At 54.6% G+C, this 17,296-nt stretch carries 16 protein-coding genes; 8 read left to right on the top strand and 8 right to left on the bottom strand.

Annotated elements, in window-relative coordinates:
- The first annotated feature begins 85 nt into the window (after positions 1-85).
- Positions 86-508 carry a hypothetical protein gene (locus F1C16_RS13285; RefSeq protein ID WP_185281120.1) on the top strand — a complete coding sequence of 141 codons (423 nt, stop codon included), beginning with the start codon at positions 86-88 and terminating at the stop codon, positions 506-508.
- Positions 509-580: 72 nt separating this feature from the next.
- Here F1C16_RS13285 and rplS read toward each other — a convergent pair whose 3' ends face one another.
- The 8 genes from rplS to F1C16_RS13245 form a co-directional block, all read right to left on the bottom strand.
- Complete coding sequence (gene rplS / locus F1C16_RS13280; RefSeq protein ID WP_185281119.1) at positions 581-940, bottom strand: 50S ribosomal protein L19; 360 nt, start codon at positions 938-940, stop codon at positions 581-583.
- 223 nt (positions 941-1,163) lie between these two features.
- Positions 1,164-1,838, bottom strand: coding sequence for a tRNA (guanosine(37)-N1)-methyltransferase TrmD (gene trmD / locus F1C16_RS13275; protein ID WP_185281118.1), 675 nt, complete (start codon positions 1,836-1,838; stop codon positions 1,164-1,166).
- Between the two features lie 64 nt (positions 1,839-1,902).
- Positions 1,903-2,442, bottom strand: a complete 540-nt coding sequence (gene rimM / locus F1C16_RS13270; RefSeq protein WP_185281117.1) for a ribosome maturation factor RimM — start codon at positions 2,440-2,442, stop codon at positions 1,903-1,905.
- A 111-nt stretch (positions 2,443-2,553) separates the two neighbouring features.
- A complete protein-coding gene (locus F1C16_RS13265; protein WP_185281116.1) occupies positions 2,554-3,102 on the bottom strand; it encodes a 30S ribosomal protein S16 in 549 nt (182 codons plus the stop codon).
- Positions 3,103-3,301: 199 nt separating this feature from the next.
- Entirely contained in the window at positions 3,302-4,063 is a 762-nt protein-coding gene (locus tag F1C16_RS13260; RefSeq protein ID WP_185281115.1) for an acyl-CoA desaturase, read from the bottom strand.
- A 348-nt stretch (positions 4,064-4,411) separates the two neighbouring features.
- Positions 4,412-5,119, bottom strand: coding sequence for an RluA family pseudouridine synthase (locus F1C16_RS13255; protein ID WP_185281114.1), 708 nt, complete (start codon positions 5,117-5,119; stop codon positions 4,412-4,414).
- A 110-nt stretch (positions 5,120-5,229) separates the two neighbouring features.
- Entirely contained in the window at positions 5,230-6,045 is an 816-nt protein-coding gene (gene panB, locus F1C16_RS13250; RefSeq protein WP_185281113.1) for a 3-methyl-2-oxobutanoate hydroxymethyltransferase, read from the bottom strand.
- A 162-nt stretch (positions 6,046-6,207) separates the two neighbouring features.
- Positions 6,208-9,135, bottom strand: coding sequence for a putative LPS assembly protein LptD (locus F1C16_RS13245; RefSeq protein ID WP_185281112.1), 2,928 nt, complete (start codon positions 9,133-9,135; stop codon positions 6,208-6,210).
- Positions 9,136-9,319: 184 nt separating this feature from the next.
- Here F1C16_RS13245 and F1C16_RS13240 point away from each other — a divergent pair, with 184 nt between their 5' ends.
- From F1C16_RS13240 to poxB, 7 genes are all read left to right on the top strand, one after another.
- Positions 9,320-10,081, top strand: a complete 762-nt coding sequence (locus F1C16_RS13240) for an N-acetylmuramoyl-L-alanine amidase (RefSeq protein WP_258049129.1) — start codon at positions 9,320-9,322, stop codon at positions 10,079-10,081.
- Between the two features lie 71 nt (positions 10,082-10,152).
- Complete coding sequence (locus F1C16_RS13235; RefSeq protein WP_185281111.1) at positions 10,153-11,190, top strand: MlaD family protein; 1,038 nt, start codon at positions 10,153-10,155, stop codon at positions 11,188-11,190.
- A gap of 275 nt (positions 11,191-11,465) precedes the next feature.
- Positions 11,466-13,094, top strand: a complete 1,629-nt coding sequence (locus F1C16_RS13230) for an acyl-CoA carboxylase subunit beta (protein ID WP_185281110.1) — start codon at positions 11,466-11,468, stop codon at positions 13,092-13,094.
- A gap of 58 nt (positions 13,095-13,152) precedes the next feature.
- A complete protein-coding gene (locus F1C16_RS13225; RefSeq protein WP_185281109.1) occupies positions 13,153-13,620 on the top strand; it encodes a hypothetical protein in 468 nt (155 codons plus the stop codon).
- Between the two features lie 86 nt (positions 13,621-13,706).
- Positions 13,707-14,888 carry a hypothetical protein gene (locus F1C16_RS13220; RefSeq protein WP_258048907.1) on the top strand — a complete coding sequence of 394 codons (1,182 nt, stop codon included), beginning with the start codon at positions 13,707-13,709 and terminating at the stop codon, positions 14,886-14,888.
- A gap of 11 nt (positions 14,889-14,899) precedes the next feature.
- Positions 14,900-15,319, top strand: coding sequence for a DUF3592 domain-containing protein (locus F1C16_RS13215; RefSeq protein WP_258048906.1), 420 nt, complete (start codon positions 14,900-14,902; stop codon positions 15,317-15,319).
- 201 nt (positions 15,320-15,520) lie between these two features.
- Positions 15,521-17,257: a ubiquinone-dependent pyruvate dehydrogenase gene (gene poxB, locus F1C16_RS13210; protein WP_185281107.1), complete on the top strand. Its 1,737-nt coding sequence runs from the start codon at positions 15,521-15,523 to the stop codon at positions 17,255-17,257.
- The last annotated feature ends 39 nt before the right edge of the window (positions 17,258-17,296 follow it).

Genomic DNA, 17,296 nt, shown 5'->3' with positions numbered 1-17,296 from the left:
CTACAGTATCCCAACCTTTCCCTACCAGTCGCGTTTGCATAAGCACTTTCCACCTGCTGCCTTGGCAGCATAACGCCTACAACCCATGTCTTTTCATAAAGAACCCAAAAGCGATACTCAGCACCAAAACCACTTGGACGGCTCTACCAAAATCCTGAATTCTGATTTGCAGGAAGAAGCCAACCGCGCCGGCCTGGACAACACGCTTCAGAACTGGATTCAAGATATAAAGGATGCAGACAATCCCGAATTTCACCAGATTGTCACGAACTTACAGGATTTGAAAGCCCATTTCGGCTCGGGCACGCTCGATAAAAGCATCATCAAGCGCCTACTTAACCGTTTGGGCGAAAACACGGTGAAGGCAGCTGTATTTGCCGAAAATCCTAACACAGCCGAGCGCGTGACAAAATTAGGCGAGGCGCTGCTATCAGCTAGCAAGCAAGTGCAGAGCAACGAGAACACGCCCGCACAAGACCTGGCAGAAGATTCGGCTACCAATAAATAGTTGGTACAAGCCCAATAAAAAAGCCTACCCCGCAAAGGGTAGGCTTTTTTATGGATGCTATACAAGCACGCCTTATTTCATGCGGCGCTCCTTGATACGAGCAGCTTTGCCCGACAGGCCACGCAGGTAGAACAGACGAGCGCGACGTACTTTACCACGACGAATCAGCTCAATCTTCTCGATGTTGGGCGACAACAGCGGGAAAATACGCTCGGTACCGATCTGGTTCGAGATTTTACGCACCGTGAACGTCTCGCCGTTCGAGCTGGCGTTCTTGCGCTGAATTACTACGCCCTGGAACTGCTGAACGCGTTCCTTGTTGCCCTCGCGGATTTTCACGTGGACGTTGATGGTGTCGCCGGCGGCGAAAACGGGGAAGCTGGCGCGGCGCTCCTGGGATTCCTGCTGGATAAAATCGAGTAGTACGCTCATGACTGAAAAAAAATCAAATGGACGGCGCCGCCGTCCGGCTAGGTTTCGGGTAAAGAGGCGCAAATATAGCCCTCTATTTTGAAGATTGCAAGTCTGGAAGATAAATGACTGATTTGTTAAATGGTTGAAAGGCTGTGTGATTGACTGTTTTGCCATTCAATAGGCAAACCAACAACTCACCTTTTCGCTGAGTAGCTATTCAATCGTTTAACAATTCAATCATTTAATTCAATAAATCGGGCCGGCGCTGCTGGGTGCGGGCTAACGCTTGCTCGTGCCGCCACTCTTCCACGCGTGGGGTATTGCCGGAAAGCAAGATATCGGGCACCGATTGCCCGCGCCACTCGGCTGGCCGGGTATATACGGGCGGCGCTAGCAGGTTGTCCTGGAAAGAGTCGCTGAGGGCCGATTCTTCATTGCCGAGTACGCCCGGCAGTAGGCGCACCACGGCGTCTACCAAAACCGCCGCACCTAGCTCGCCGCCACTTAGCACATAGTCGCCAATGCTGATTTCGTGGGTGATGTATTCCTGCCGGATGCGCTCATCAACGCCCTTGTAGTGGCCGCAGAGCAGCAGCAGGTTCTCACCCAACGACAAACGGTTGACCAACGGCTGACGTAAGGTTTCACCGTCAGGCGTGAGATAAATGATAGCATCGTAGGAGCGCTGGGCCATCAATTCATCAAAGCACGCCGCAATGGGCTCCACACGCAGCACCATGCCCGCACCACCGCCAAATACGTAGTCGTCGATTTGGCCGTGCTTGTTGATGGCGTAGCGCCGCAAATCGTGCACGTGCAACTCTGCCAATCCCTTCTCCTGCGCCCGCTTCATGATGGAATAGGCAAAAGGACTCGTCAGTAACTCGGGTTGGCAGGTGACAATATCGATACGCATGATGAATGAATTGGCGGTTAGCTAATGGCTTTCGCTTTAGTAGAAAGTCATCAGCTAAGCTGAGCTAAGAACCCAGGTAAATATCGAGTAGCCCTTCGGGCAGGGTTACGTAGAGCTTCTTGGTGGCTTGGTCGGCGCGGGAGATGAGTTCGTCGGCCACCGGAATAAGCACCTCCTGCTCTTTGTAGCGCATACCCATGACATCCTGTTGCGGAAGCTCGTAAAAGGACTCCACAATGCCCAGCTCGCCCAGGTTTTCGTCTACTACTGTGTAACCTATTACATCGTGGAAGTAGAACTGGTCTTCCTCCAGCTGAGGCAAATCGGCCAGCGGGCGGTAGAGGACGGCATTGCGGAGCGGCTCAGCATCTTCTACCCGCTCAATGCCCTTTAGCTTCAGCAACACCCGATCGGCGGTTTGAGGCTGCACACGCTCCACGGCGTATTCCCGGGGCTGGTTGGGAGTAGCAGGTAGAGCCAACCACACCGCTTTCAGCTTGCGGTAGTCGTTCACGTCGTCTACGTCCAGAAAAGCCACCACCATGCCGCGTAGGCCGTGGGGCTTCACCACGGTGCCTAGCTGATAATATTCGTCGAGATTCATAAGAAAGGGCTAAACGTAAAAAGCAGAAGGCTTAGAAGGAAGGTTACGCGGGAAAGCCCGTCATCACCTTCTTCCAAGCCTTCCGACTTTTACCTACGTAGCAGCGGGCAATTAGGCGCCAGCTTCTTCTGTGGTTTCGGCAGCAGCTTCAGTTGCTGCCGAAGCTTCTGCCTCAACAGCAGGAGCGGCGGCAGCAGCAGCGGCAGCCTGACGCTGACGGATAGCCTCAGCACGCGCTTCACGCACTTTGGTTTCGGCAGCTAGTTGAGCCTGACGCTTCTCGGCTTGGGCAGTACCCAGGCTCGTGCGCTTGTCCTCAATCTTGGCGTTCTTCTGCTCCATCCACTCGTTGTAGCGCTGGTCGGCAGTTTCCTGCGAGATGGCGCCTTTGATTACGCCAAGTTGCAGGTGCTTGCGGTAGAGCACACCACGGTACGAAAGCATAGCCCGAACCGTGTCGGTAGGCTGAGCGCCCTTCATGATCCAATCGAAAGCTTTGTCGCCGTCGAAGTTGATGCTGGCAGGGTTGGTGTTGGGGTCGTATGTGCCGAGCTTCTCAATGAAACGGCCGTCGCGGGGAGCGCGGGCGTCGGCTACTACGATGTCAAACTGAGCGGCCTTTTTACGGCCGCGGCGGGCGAGGCGGATTTTAACTGCCATAAACCGGGTTGGTTAAGCGACGCAACTCGTGCGTCTGGTTGAAAGTGAGGCGCAAAGGTACTCACAGATTTTGCAGATTGAAAGGATTGCGCCGAAATAGATTTATGTCCGTGGTATGATAGCTATTGCTTCGTAATCAATGCAAAAGAAAAGGCCGCTACCAGACAGTAGCGGCCTTTTCAGAGGAGGTGCCAAAGCGCTAAGCAGCAACGCGCAACTTGCTTCTGGTAGGCGTTTTGCGCTTGATTTTAATAATGCGTGCTTTGTCCAGCGTCCAGATGAACATATAGGTAGGGTCAAACTCCCACCACTTCACACCGAAGTTGACGCGCATGGGCAGCTTGTGGTGGTTGTTCTGGAACAGCTCACCGAAGGCCAGGAAGTCCAGCGCCAGTGTGTTTTTGGAATGGTCGTGGTTGTCGAAGTTCTGGTAGCCGTATTTGTGGCCGCCCCAGTTCACGATGGCACCGTGCAACGGACCCATCAGGAAGTGCAAGGGTAGGAGCAGGTACATCCACCAGGCCGTAGCAAAGTTGATGTAGAACAGCACATAGGCCGTGCCCCAGCCCAGACGCGACATCCAGGAATCGCCGATTTTCTCGATCAGGCGCCACTCAGGATAATTGCCTTCGAAGCGCTCCGCCAGCTCGTAGTTGCGATTGAGCACGTCGTTGTAAATATTCTTGGTTTTCCACATCATCGTGAAAGCGTTCGACGAGTAGAGCGGTGAGTGCGGGTCCAGTTCCGTGTCGGAGAAGGCATGGTGCATACGGTGCAGCAGCGCATAAGCACGCGGCGACAGGAACGATGAGCCCTGGCAGATGTACGTGAACAGGAAGAAGAACTTCTCCCAGAACTTGTTCATCGTGAACATCTTGTGCGCCGCATATCGGTGCAGGTAAAACGTCTGCGTGAACAGCGACAGATAATAGTGGGCAACGAAGAAAATGAGGATCGGCATGGATCAAAAGAGTTAGAAACGCCGTGAAAAATCGAGGTGAGTTGCCCGAACAAAGCAAACGGGCTATGTTTAGTTCACATTCACTTCACAAACCTACGGCCAGAGCGTACGTTGTTCAATAATCCTGACCAAAAGGCCAAAATATTATTAAAAGGTGAAGCCGTGGAACAATAAGATGTAGAGTGTTAGGTAGGAAAAAGCGTGTCATCCTGAGCGGAACGAAGGACCTTATGCCCGCAGAACGAGTTGTTGTTACACTTGTCGTTCTACGGGCATAAGGGCCGTCGCTCCGCTCAGGATGACAGACGGTTTTGTCACCTAAGAGTAAACTTGCCAACCAATACGTTTCTACAAATACGCCTGGGCGGCTTCCCAGTGAGCTACATCGGGTAGGGGCGCCTGGAAGCACATAGCTTCTTTGGTGACGGGATGACTAAATTCCAGTTGCCGTGCGTGTAGGGCAATGCTGACGTCGGGTAGGGGAGCCAGGAAGCCATATTTCACATCACCCACGATGGGAGTACCTAAGCCCGTGCTCAGTTGCGTCCGGATCTGATGCGGCCGGCCGGTGATAGGGTTTACCTGCACCAGCCAGCGCGAACCGGCCTGGCCCAGCACTTGGTAGTCCAACTCCGACTTTTGGCCCTGCGGGTGCAACTTGGGGTAGGCTTTGGTAACGTTGCGGATGGGGTCTTTCACCAGCCAGTGTGTGAGGTGCCCTTCCAGCGACTCGGGCGCTTTACCTATCAGCGCCCAGTAGGTTTTGTGCACCTTATTATCCCGAAACATCTCGTTGAGGCGGCTAAGGGCTTTGCTGGTCTTAGCCAATGCTACTACGCCACTCACGGGCCGGTCGAGGCGGTGCGCCACGCCGATGAAGGCAGCGCCCGGCTTTTTGTACTTAAACCGTAGGTATTCCTCCGCTTTGGCCGATAGCGGCTCATCGCCGGTGGCGTCGCCCTGCACCAGCAAGCCGGCGGGTTTGTTGATAATCAGTAAGTGGTTGTCCTCAAATAGGATTTCACGGCCCTCGGCCCAGATATTCGGACGATTCACGGATAGGGAATTAAAAATTAATAATTAAAAATTAAAAGCTGAGGACATAGTAGAGTAGATATACTGTACAGCTAATTATTTTTAATTCTTCATTCCTCATTTTTAATTGATTAATACGCTTCTTCTTGGGTAGGGAAGTCGCGGCTTTTTACGTCTTGTACATAGTGACGCACGGCGTCGCTCATGATTTCGTGTAGCTCGGCGTAGCGCCGCAAGAAGCGGGGCTTGAATTCTTTATTGATGCCCAGCATATCATGTACTACCAACACTTGGCCGTCCACATCAGGACCAGCCCCAATCCCGATTACGGGAATGGTAAGCTGCTCGGCTACTTGCTTAGCCAGCTTTGACGGAATTTTTTCCAGTACTACCGCGAAGCAGCCGATTTCTTGGAGCAACAGGGCATCTTCAATTAGCTTTTGCGCCTCGGCTTCTTCCTTGGCCCGCACTGAGTAGGTGCCAAATTTATAAATACTCTGCGGGGTAAGGCCCAAATGACCCATTACCGGAATGCCCGCCGTGAGAATTCGCGTGATGCTGTCCTTGATTTCAGCGCCGCCTTCCAGCTTTAGCGCGTGCGCACCGCTTTCCTTCATCACACGCACAGCCGAGCGTAGCGCCTCCGACGAATTGCCTTGGTAGGAGCCAAACGGTAAGTCTACCACCACAAAGGCCCGTTTTACCGCCCGTATCACCGACTGCGCGTGATAGATCATCTGATCCAGGGTGATGGGTAGGGTAGTCTCGTGGCCGGCCATCACATTGGAGGCCGAGTCGCCCACCAGCAGCACGTCGATGCCAGCGCCGTCCAGAATGGAGGCCATCGAAAAGTCGTACGCCGTCAGCATCGAGATTTTCTCGCCGCGCTGCTTCATGGCCAGCAGCTGGTGGGTGGTCACGAGCTTCACTTCTTTGTGTTGAGACATTTTAGGGTATTGGGGTCTTAAGGACGTAGGGGGTCTTGCGGACGTGTGGGTAGGCAACGATGCAAACAATCTGTGGCACCAGAAACTCACGCGGTAGCAGGAACAGGGCCCAAAGCTCCTAAAAAATCAGGATTTAAGTGGTACGATCCCACTCACCGGTCCTTAGTTGTTCAGGAAGGTCTTGTTGCGGTTTAGCTTCAAGCTCTGCAACAGCGCCGATTTGGCCGCAATGGTCACGTAGTAGCCCTGCGTGTAGCCAAAGGGGCGCCAGTTGCCGGTAATCTGCCAGCAGTGCAAGTCGCGCGAGAAGTCTAAGGATGTGAAGGTGACGGTATTATTCTTGAAATCATAGCCCGTGCTGTACCCCAGGCGCAGATTATCGGTGAGTTTCACGGAGCCGCTCAGGCTGAGCGCTACGGCCGTTAGCGGTGCCGGTCTGGTATAAAATAGGTTGGTAGCGCGGGTACCGGGGTCTATGTAGCTTGCGGTAAAGCTGGTGCTCAACTCCCAGGGTAACGTAAAGTCCATATAATCCTCGTACGGATTCACTGGAATCGGCGTGCCTAGCATGGGGTCGTTGGTAGGCGCCACGGCGCGCGGTACCGTCGATTTCTTATTGCCGGATGTTGGGTTGAACTGGTAGGAAAGCTGCACCGCAGCCGTGGTAAGGCGAGCAAGACGACGCTTGGGCTGATCGAAAAGGTAACGGTTGATCAATGTGCCTGTGGAGTCTCGCTGATACACGACGAAATTACCATTGATCAAAATATTGAGCTTGCGCGCCACCTGCGTACGGAACGTGGCGGTAATCGGCGCAAAGTTCAGCGAGTCGACCGCAAAGTTGTAACCAGTGCTAAAATCGAAGCCATCAATCAGGCTTACTTTTTTGAATGGGGTAGTGCCGGTGGTATCCTGATTATCGCGCACCTTCATTTCCACAGAGTTCTGGAGCGAGAACGTTAGGGCGCTGGTGCGGCTACCGCTGGGTACGCCGTAAGCAAAGCCGTTGTAGCGCGATAAGGCCAGTTGGTTGACAAGCGTACCGGGGGTAAGAGGAGTTAGATTGCCGCTTCGGTCTCTTATTGGTTGCCCATTATCGTCTCTTGCAAATTGGTTATACAGCAAACCCTGCGAGTTCACCAGTGTGCCTGTATTCAGCAGTGTGAAGTAGGCATCATTCGCGGCGAAGTTGGGAGAATATTGATAGTTAAGGCTGGGTGTAATCTTGTGGCGAATGGCCTCAATTTTCTTTCCCTTAATTTGATAGATACCATACAGGTTGGTGCCCATATTCACACCACCCGAGTAGTTATACACTCGGTTAAAACCCGTGACAGTATCAATGCGCACGGCGCGGGCCTCCTCTACGTAGCTATAATCGAGACGTTTAAAGTACCAGGTTTCGCCGTAATTGATGGAAGGTTGGACGGTCAGGTATTTTAGGAAGGCTACCCGATCGAGCAAGCCACCAAAGACTTGATCGGCAGTATAGCTGCCCAACGAAATCTGAAACTGATGCTGGATGCCGGTTTGCGCGTTGCGCAGCAGCGTATTGATATTGGACAGTTTGACAGGTAGGATTTGCGAGGTATTGGTGCCACCGATGAGAGGTATAGCTCCACCCTCCAGTACCCGCGACGGAATAGAATTGCTGATTCGGTTTCGAGCCGTGAGAGTATACGCCACTGCAAACTGCTCATAAATTTTACCCTTTGGCTCCAGCCCAAACAGGCTGTACAGATATTGACGGGCCACACCTACTGTCACGTCAGGTAGGGTGAAGTCCATCGTACCCGTGGTAGTATTCTGGCTTTGGCTGGCCTGAATGGAGTAGTTGATAGGCAGGTAGCGCAGTTGCTTAGAGTAGGAAATATTGGAGCTGAACGCCGGCGTGAGGTAGTTGCGCGCGTTGAAGTTGTTTTGCCGGTTATAGTTGTTGCTACCCGCTTGCACGCTGGCCGAGAACCGCCCACCGCCAGGGCGCGCCACCGGCGTGTGCGACCAGCTCAGCCAAAACGTGCGGGGCGTGTACACGCGGCCTGCTGTACTTTCCAGCTGTATACCCCCCGGGTTCAGAATGCGTTGGGCCGGGCGCTGGTCGTAACTGAAGCTGAACAGGCCGGAGTAGGCGTAGCGCTTGGTATACTGCGCCTCGGCCTGCCCGCGGAAGCCGCCAAAGGTTTCGGCATTGCCAGAGTATACGTCGCCGGTGAAGCGGACACCAATATTCTGGTTGGGCACCCAGTAGTAGCCCCCGTTGCGTAGGAAAAACCCCCGGTCGGCACTCTGCCCGAAGGTAGGGATGATGAGGCCCGAGGCCCTGCCCTTGCGTGGGGTAGGGAAGTAGCCAAATGGTAGGCCCAGAGGGGTAGGAATACCACCAATCACCAGGTTGAACGGGCCGGTAATCACCTTCTGGCCCGGTATCACCTTCATCTTGGCCGTGTTGATGTAGAAGTGCGGATCGGCGAGGTTGCAAGTGGTATAACGGCCATTGCGGCCGTATATCTCGTCGAGGTCGTTTTTCTTGACCACCTCGGCGTGCACAAATCCCTCACCCTGCTGCGTCACTACTTCCCCAATTTTGCCTTTGCGGGTTTTGAAGTTGTAGTCAATCTTGCCGGCCTGGTAGGTGGTGGCGCCCTGCTTGAACAGCGGCTGCCCCTGCGTGCGCCCCGTAGAATCGGGTACCCCCACGGCCGACATCAGGTTTTTATTATAGTCGACGGTGATAATGGCCGCTTTCAGCGACATGTCGCCGTAATCAACAGTTGCCTTGTCGTAGAGCTTGGCAATCTTGGCGTCGATGTCGAACTCAATGGAGTCTTTGGCAGCGTACTTAACAGTGGTCTGAATGGGACCCTTGGGCCGGGCTGCCACTCGTAGCGAGTCGGCTACGCGCACAGAATCCGGCACGGGTTGCAGCGTTACGACGCGGGCGGTATCATTGGCATTGGGCCGAATGATGGGGCCGGGGCGAACGTCGGCGTTGGCCGGCACGGCAGTGGTTTGCGGACGCTTATTGGTTTGGGCTATTGCATGCCCTGCCACCCCTACCCATAAGAGTAGCAGTAGGATAGTGGAGGGCAATAGCTGCCGGATAAAGCGTAAAAAGAATAACGAAGACAAAGGGATGGTCCGGGCCACGTAGTTTTAATTCGTTTATTTTGTGGCTGCTTACAAAGGTAGCGGGTAGCTGCTCCAACTAACGAAAACTGTGCGGAATATTGTCATTGTCTGCACCGCTGTGCTGGTGTTTTTTGCCGGACCGTCGGTGGCCCTTGCGCCGGGTGTGGTGGCGCACACTGCTAAATTACCACCCCAAAAGTACCGGATCAGAACCGTAGTGCTCGATGCCGGGCATGGTGGCAAAGATAGAGGCTGTGCCGGCTCCGCGGCCCGCGAGGCCCAGGTAGCTCTAAAAACCGTGCTGGAACTTGGCCGCCTGATTGAGCAAAATATGCCCGACGTGAAGGTAGTGTATACCCGCAAAACCGATGTATTTGTGGAACTAGCCGACCGCGCCGGGATTGCCAATAAGCACAACGCCGACCTATTTATTTCGGTGCATTGCAACTCGGGGCCATCGGTGGCCTACGGCACGGAGGTCTGGACGATGGGTCCGCACAAAACCGAGGCGAACCTGGCCCTAGCCAAGCGCGAAAACGCCGTAATTCTGCAAGAAGACGATTATAAAGAGCGCTACAACGGTTTCGACCCCCGCTCGCCACAGAGCCATATCCTGTTTTCGCTGTTCCAGAGTGCGTACATGGTAAACAGCATACGCTTTGCGCAACACGTTGATGCAGAGTTTAAAACCCGCGTGCAGCGCCACTCGCGCGGCGTGAAACAGGCGGGCTTTCTGGTGCTCTGGAAAACGGCTATGCCGTCGGTACTTATCGAGTTAGGCTTCCTGACTAACCGCAAGGAAGAACAATACCTCAACGATAAATCGGGGCAGTCGTATATGGCCTCGGGAATATACCGTGCTTTCCGCACGTATCGTAACGAGTTGGAAGGCACCAGCGAAGGATAGTCCATCCAGCTGTTGCATCAGCCTTTTCAGTTTCCCAGTGCTTTATTATCTCATCTTTATTCTGACCGAACGTGTCAAAAGAAATAAAAGTAGCGTTGCTGGGTATCGTAGCCATAGCAATCCTGTTCATTGGGTTCAACTTTCTGAAAGGCTCTAATCTGCTGTCTTCAGACCGCACGTACTACGCAAAATACGATAACGTAGATGGTTTGGCTGTGGGCAACCCAGTGGTACTGAATGGTATCAAGGTAGGGCAGGTGAAGCAGATGGAGCTGTTGCCCAGCGAGCACAACCGCGTAAAAGTGGCGTTGGAGCTTGCCAAAGATGTGGTGGTAGGCGACTCTACCACGGCCAGCTTGTCGGGCTCGTTGCTGGGCAGCAAGACCATCACGCTGTTTCTGGGCAAAAACTCTAAAGTGTACGACGGGGGCGAAGAACTACGCTCGTACACGGTAGCCAGCATCACGGATGCGTTTCAGGCCAAAGCCCTACCTGTGCTTGGCACCGTAGACTCTACGCTGATTAAAGTGAACAGCTTCCTGAGCAAGGATGCCCGTCTGAGCTTGCAGCAAACGCTACAGAACGCAGAGGGGTCGTCGGAAGCCTTCAAGAATTTGCTGCTGATGAACCAGCGCAACATCAACCAGATTACGACCAACATGGCCCGCCTCACCCACGACCTGGCCGTGACCAGCCAGAAGTTTGACAAGATTGCGGCCAACTTCAACCAGCTCAGCGACTCATTGAAACAAGCGCCCATTGGCCCTACCATGCGTAAGCTCAATGCGACCATGACTGAAGCGCAAACGGCCATGACTACCCTAAACCAAGGTTTGGCAAATCAGGAAGGCTCGCTCAACAAACTCATGAATGACGATTCGCTCTACAACAACCTCAACGCGACGGCAGCCAGCACCAACTCCCTGCTCACTGATTTTCAGGCTAATCCCAAGCGCTACGTGCACTTCTCGGTGTTTGGCGGTGGCAAAGACAAGGTGAAGAAGGAAGTAACCAAAAAGCCTAACGGCGAGGTAGAAGTTGAGACGAAGCGGGTAGATGGTACGCCCGGCGGCATTGTGCAGCCTGCCACTACCCCCGCCGGCCAATAAGCATTTATCCGGTCAGTTATTTTGATAGATTTGAAATCCGCTCGAAAGGGCGGATTTCTTGCTTTTTACGAATAGTAAAACGGTGAAATTATGAGCTAAAAAAACGCGTGTCATCCTGAGCTTGCGAAGGATCTTATGCCAGTTGAACGACCATCGTACGAACGACGCACCCTTGCGTGATAAGGTCCTTCGCTCCGCTCAGGATGACAGGCGCTTTTGCTATTCACACACTCACAATTTCACTACCTCACCACCCACCCTACCCCCACCCACCCATGGATATCGAATTCAACAAAAACGAAGACCACCTCAAGCAACTCACCTACCAGCTCTCGAAGCGTTTGCAGAAAATAGCGCTTGGGGGCGGCGAGAAGCGCATTGCCAAGCATAAGGAGAAGGGCAAGCTGACTGCCCGCGAGCGGATAGCCTACCTGCTCGATAAGGATGCGGAAACGGTAGAGGTAGGCGCGTTTGCCGGCGAAGGTATGTACGCCGACGAAGGCGGCTGCCCCAGTGGCGGGGTAGTGGTGGTACTCGGGTACGTGCAGGGTAGGCAGTGCGTGGTAGTGGCCAACGATGCCACCGTAAAGGCCGGCGCGTGGTTTCCCATCACGGCCAAAAAGAACCTGCGGGCACAGGAAATCAGCATTGAAAACCGTCTACCCATCATCTATCTGGTTGATTCGGCGGGGGTGTACCTGCCGATGCAGGACGAGATTTTTCCAGATAAAGAGCACTTCGGCCGCATCTTCCGCAATAATGCCGTGATGTCGTCAATGGGCATTGTGCAGATTTCGGCCATTATGGGGCCGTGCGTGGCGGGCGGGGCCTACCTGCCCATCATGTCCGATGAGGCCATGATTGTGGAGGGTACGGGGTCGGTGTTTTTGGCGGGTTCCTACCTCGTGAAATCGGCCATTGGCGAAACCATCGACAACGAAACGCTGGGCGGCGCTACCACGCACTCCGAAATTTCGGGCGTCACGGACTACAAGTTTGCGACGGACGAAGAGTGCCTCAACCATATCCGCAACATTTTCGATAAGCTGGGCGATACGCCCACAGCAGGCTTCAACCGTGCTGCTGCTGCTGAGCCGAAAGCGAATCCGCAGGACATCTATGGCCTCCTACCCGCCGACCGCGCCAAGCCCTACGATATGATGGACATTATCAACCGGCTGGTTGATGATTCGGAGTTTGAGCCTTATAAGGACCTCTACGGCCAGACGCTCATCTGCGGCCTGGCCCGCATTGATGGTTGGGCGGTAGGCATTGTAGCCAACCAGCGCAAAATCGTGAAGTCGAAGAAAACCGGCATGCAGATGGGCGGTGTCATCTACTCCGACTCAGCCGACAAGGCGGCGCGCTTCATCATGAATTGCAACCAGAAGCGCATTCCGCTGGTGTTCCTGCACGATGTGTCTGGCTTTATGGTAGGCAGCCAGAGCGAGCAGGGCGGCATCATTAAGGATGGCGCCAAGATGGTGAATGCCATGGCCAACAGCGTGGTGCCGAAGTTCTCGGTGATTGTGGGCAACAGCTACGGCGCCGGCAACTACGCCATGTGCGGCAAAGCCTACGACCCACGCCTTATTGTGGCCTGGCCGACCGCCCAACTAGCCGTGATGAGCGGAGCCGCCGCCGCCAATACGCTCTTGCAAATCCAGGTAGCCTCTCTGAAAGCCAAAGGCCAGGAAATCACGCCCGAAGCTGAGAAGGAGCTACTCGACACCATCAAGGCCCGTTACGAGGAGCAACTCTCGCCCTACTACGCCGCCGCCCGCCTCTGGGTAGACGCTATTATTGACCCGCTGGAAACGCGTAAGGTCATTTCGCAGGGCATAGCCGCGGCCAATCATGCACCGATTGAGAAGGCGTATAATGTGGGGGTGATTCAGGTGTGAGAGCAGTTCCGATTCTATCTCTGTTCCTACCTTTGCCACTCACCCAGCCCTACCCTTTGTGACCGAACAAAATCCTTCCGCCTTCGAAAAAGCCCGCGCCGGCCTGTGGGTCAGCCTGCAAAAACACTTAGCGGCCGTATACAGCGCGGAGAAATCTTTCTTGGCGGCTACCGCTTTCGTTGAGGCGTTTCCGTTTGCGCTGCATGCAGCCACGGAGGAGCAACAAGCCGATTACCAACAGACCCGCCGCGCCCTGCGCGACCTATACACCGACGAAACCGCCCAACTCGGCACACTGGTAAAAGCCATTCGCACCAAGGCCTACACTGAGGACGAGAAGAAGCAACTGTACCTGCTGCTGCTGGGCTACCTGGATATTGCTGCCAGCGTGTTTGCGCTGCTAAGCACGCACGTGCCTACCAAGCTACCCGAAGACGAAGAGCTAGCTACCACGATAGATACGTTTGAGCGTGTCCGCAAATTTGCCCGCCTGAATGTGAAGGGCCTGGCTGGGCTGCTAGGGTAGGGAGTATCAAAGTAGATTGCAACTGGCCTGCCCGGCGCAGATAACGTCTGGTTGTATCTTGGGGCACTTATCTAGTTGTATTTCTCATGGCTAAGAAATCCGTTCCTGCCTCGCCTCAAATTGTGCACATCCCAGCGGCGGGGGCAACTGGCAGCACCCTTTCCAAAGAGCAAAAGGCCTTCAACCGCTTCACCAAGCGTATCAGCAAGCTGGAAAAGGAAGTAGCCGATTTTCGTGAGGCTGCTACCCACCTGCGCCAGCGGGTGCAGAACGAATATCGCCCCTTGCAACAGCAGCACAACGACCAGCGCGCCGCCCTAGTGCGCGTGCTCGACCATGCGCACGACGAATACAGGCTCACCAAAACCGAGCGCGACAAAATCGTGGACATCATTGTGTATGGCTGTGTTGACTTGCTGGACTGGGGCTACGACGATCTAGAGCCCATTTTCGATAAGCACGACCCGCCCCTGAGTGCCGAAGAAGCTGCTGAGGTGGAAGCTGCCAACGTGGAGGCCGATGCCGAAACCGCCGAGATGATGAAGGCGCTGTTTAGTCAGCAGTTCGGAATTGAGTTTGAAGCCGATGCTGATGTGAGCACGCCCGAGAAGTTGCAGGCCTACGTGGCGCAACAGATGGCCGCGCAGGAAGAAGCGTTTGCCGCCGAGGAAGCACAGCGGGCCGAGCGCCGGGCCAAACGCAAAAAGAGCCCCAAGCAGCAGGCGGCCGAAGAGAAAAAGCAGGCCGAAGAAAAGAACATCACCAAGGCCGTACGCACGCTCTACATGGACCTAGTAAAGCACCTGCACCCCGACCGGGAGCCCGACGAAGCAGAAAAAGCCCGCAAAACCGAGCTGCTGAAACAAGTGACCACGGCCTACGAGGCCAATGAGCTATTAACGCTGCTGCGCCTCCAGCTAGAGCTGAATCGCATCGACCAGGCCCACCTCGAAAACATGGCTGAAGAGCAGTTGCGCTACTACAACAAGCTGCTGCGCGAGCAGGCCCGTGAGCTGGAGGATGCCCTGCAAGCCGAGCGGATGGACCTGTCGGCCTTTTCTGGGCAGCCGTGGTATGCCCTTACCTCGCCTGCCGCCATGGACCTGGACTACCGCCGCCAGAAAAGTCAGCTGCAAGCCAAAATCAAGCAGTTAGCCGCCGAAGTGCTAGCCTTTGGGCACGACCCGGCCGCGGTGAAAGCCTTTCTGAAAACATACAAGATTCCGAAAGATGGGCCAGGGCCGATGCTGGTGTCGTTGCTGCTGTAGAAAGCTGTACAATGGGATACAATATAATCTGTATAGCAGGTGTGTTTTTTCTGGTGGTTAGCCTGCTTTCCTTGAGAAGCAGAATACATACCATCAAGACCCAGGAAAGTACGACAGCAACAGTTATCAGAATAGATTGTGAAAAGGATAATGAGGGCGATAATACCTATAGGGCAATTTTTAGGTATACCACACGCAACAATCAGGAACTCATCTATACCCAGACTTCCTCTACCAATCCGGCAGCATGGGAGGTAGGCGAACAAGTGCGGATTGTATATGATCCGGAAAATCCCGTTGATGCCATCATGCTAAGCTTTTTCGAAGCCTTTGGGATGATAGTTATTCTGTTGATAGTCTCACTCGCAATGCTCGTGGTAGGGGGCGGTCATTACTTTGCAAATAAGCTGTTTGAAAGTATCAGCAACTGATTGTTGATACGGTACTGAAATGTAGATCTGTGTTTCAGTCGTAACAAGGTGTACATCCACTGAAAGGCGTAGACCACTGGGCCTATCCTTGGTAGCGTTTTGCGGAAGCTGTTGTTCAATTACTCTGTGTAGGCATTAACCCAGCAACGCGTCCCTACCCCTACACTTCCCGTATAGTCTTCAAAACAAGAATTGAAGACGATGGCGAAGAAGAAAGTATCCGAAATACTGATTGATACGCTGCTGGCTGCTGGTGTGCAGCGCGTGTACGGCGTAGTAGGCGACTCCCTCAATGGCGTGACAGACATTATCCGGCAGCGCGACGGCATTGGCTGGGTGCACGTGCGGCACGAAGAGGCCGGTGCCTTTGCGGCCGGTGCCGAAGCCCACCTTACCCAAGAATTGGCCGTGTGCGCGGGTAGCTGCGGCCCCGGCAACACCCACCTCATCAACGGCCTCTACGACTGCCACCGCAGCCGCGTGCCAGTGCTGGCCATTGCCTCCCAAATTCCGAGTGCAGAAATTGGAACGCAGTACTTCCAGGAAACCCACCCCGAGCGACTGTTTCAGGAATGCAGCGACTACTGCGAGTTGATTTCTACCCCCGAACACGCCGTGCGCGTGATTGAAAGCGCCATCCAAACTGCCTTAGTAAAGCGCGGCGTGGCCGTGATTGTGCTACCCGGCAACGTGTCGGAGATGGAAATAGAGGCGCCCGAGCCGCGCCTACCTGCTCGGCACCGTTCCGCTACCCTGCGCCCTTCGGACGCCGATATAGCCGATGCCGCTACCATGCTGAACGGGGCGGAGAAAATAACCATTCTGGCTGGGGCCGGCTGTGCCAAAGCGCACGCCGAGCTAATGCAGGTAGCCAGCGCGCTGAAAGCGCCTATTGTGCACGCCTTGCGCGGCAAGGAGTATATCGAGTACGACAACCCCTACGATGTGGGTATGACCGGCTTGCTGGGCTTTGCCTCGGGCTACCACGCCATTATGAACGCCGACGTGCTGTTAATGTTGGGCACTGATTTCCCTTACACCCAATTCCTGCCACAAGAGTCCAAAACCATTCAAGTGGACTGCCGCGCCGAGCACATTGGCCGCCGCACTCGGGTAGACATTGGCCTGGCTGGCGACGTGGGCGAAACCATTCGGCAGTTGCTACCTCACCTAACCACCAAAACGGAGCGAGCACACTTGGATAAGGCGCTCAGCGACTACAAAGACTCACGCGAGAACCTGGACGAGTTGGCCATCGGCAAGCCCGGCGACGACTCCATGCACCCGCAGTACCTCACCAAGCTGGTCAACGAACTGGCCGCGGAAGATGTCATTTTTACCTGCGATGTGGGCACGCCTACTGTGTGGGCAGCCCGCTACCTTTCCATGAACGGCCAGCGGCGTTTGCTGGGCTCGTTCAACCACGGCAGCATGGCCAATGCCATGCCCCAGGCCATTGGCGCGCAGCTGGTCTACCCCAACCGGCAAGTAGTAGCCCTGGCCGGCGACGGCGGCTTCGCCATGCTCCTCGGCGACCTATTGACGCTGAAGCAATTGAACCTACCCGTGAAACTCGTTATCTACAACAATAGCTCCTTAGGCTTTGTAGAGCTTGAAATGAAAGAAGCCGGTCTGCTACCCTTCGAGACAACGCTCGACAACCCCGACTTCGCAGCCCTGGCCGAAAGCGTGGGCATTCGGGGAATACGCGTAGCCGACCCCGGCGACCTGCATGCTTCCTTGGCTGAAGCCTTTGCGCATCCTGGCCCGGTGGTGATTGACGCCATCGTGAAACGCGCCGAGCTGTCGATGCCGCCTACCATTGAGCTAGAACAGGCCAAAGGCTTCAGCCTCTACGCCCTGAAAGCTGTGATGAGCGGCCGCGGCAACGAAATTCTGGACTTGGCAAAGGACAACCTGAACCTGTTGGGACTGTAGAGCATCTAGCCCGTCATTCCGAGCTGGATAGTCAAAAAT

This window comes from Hymenobacter sp. NBH84, from assembly GCF_014217645.1.
Classification (GTDB): Bacteria; Bacteroidota; Bacteroidia; order Cytophagales; family Hymenobacteraceae; genus Hymenobacter; species Hymenobacter profundi.
Note: the sequence above shows the minus strand (reverse complement) of the source record. Positions and strands in the feature narration are given on the sequence as shown.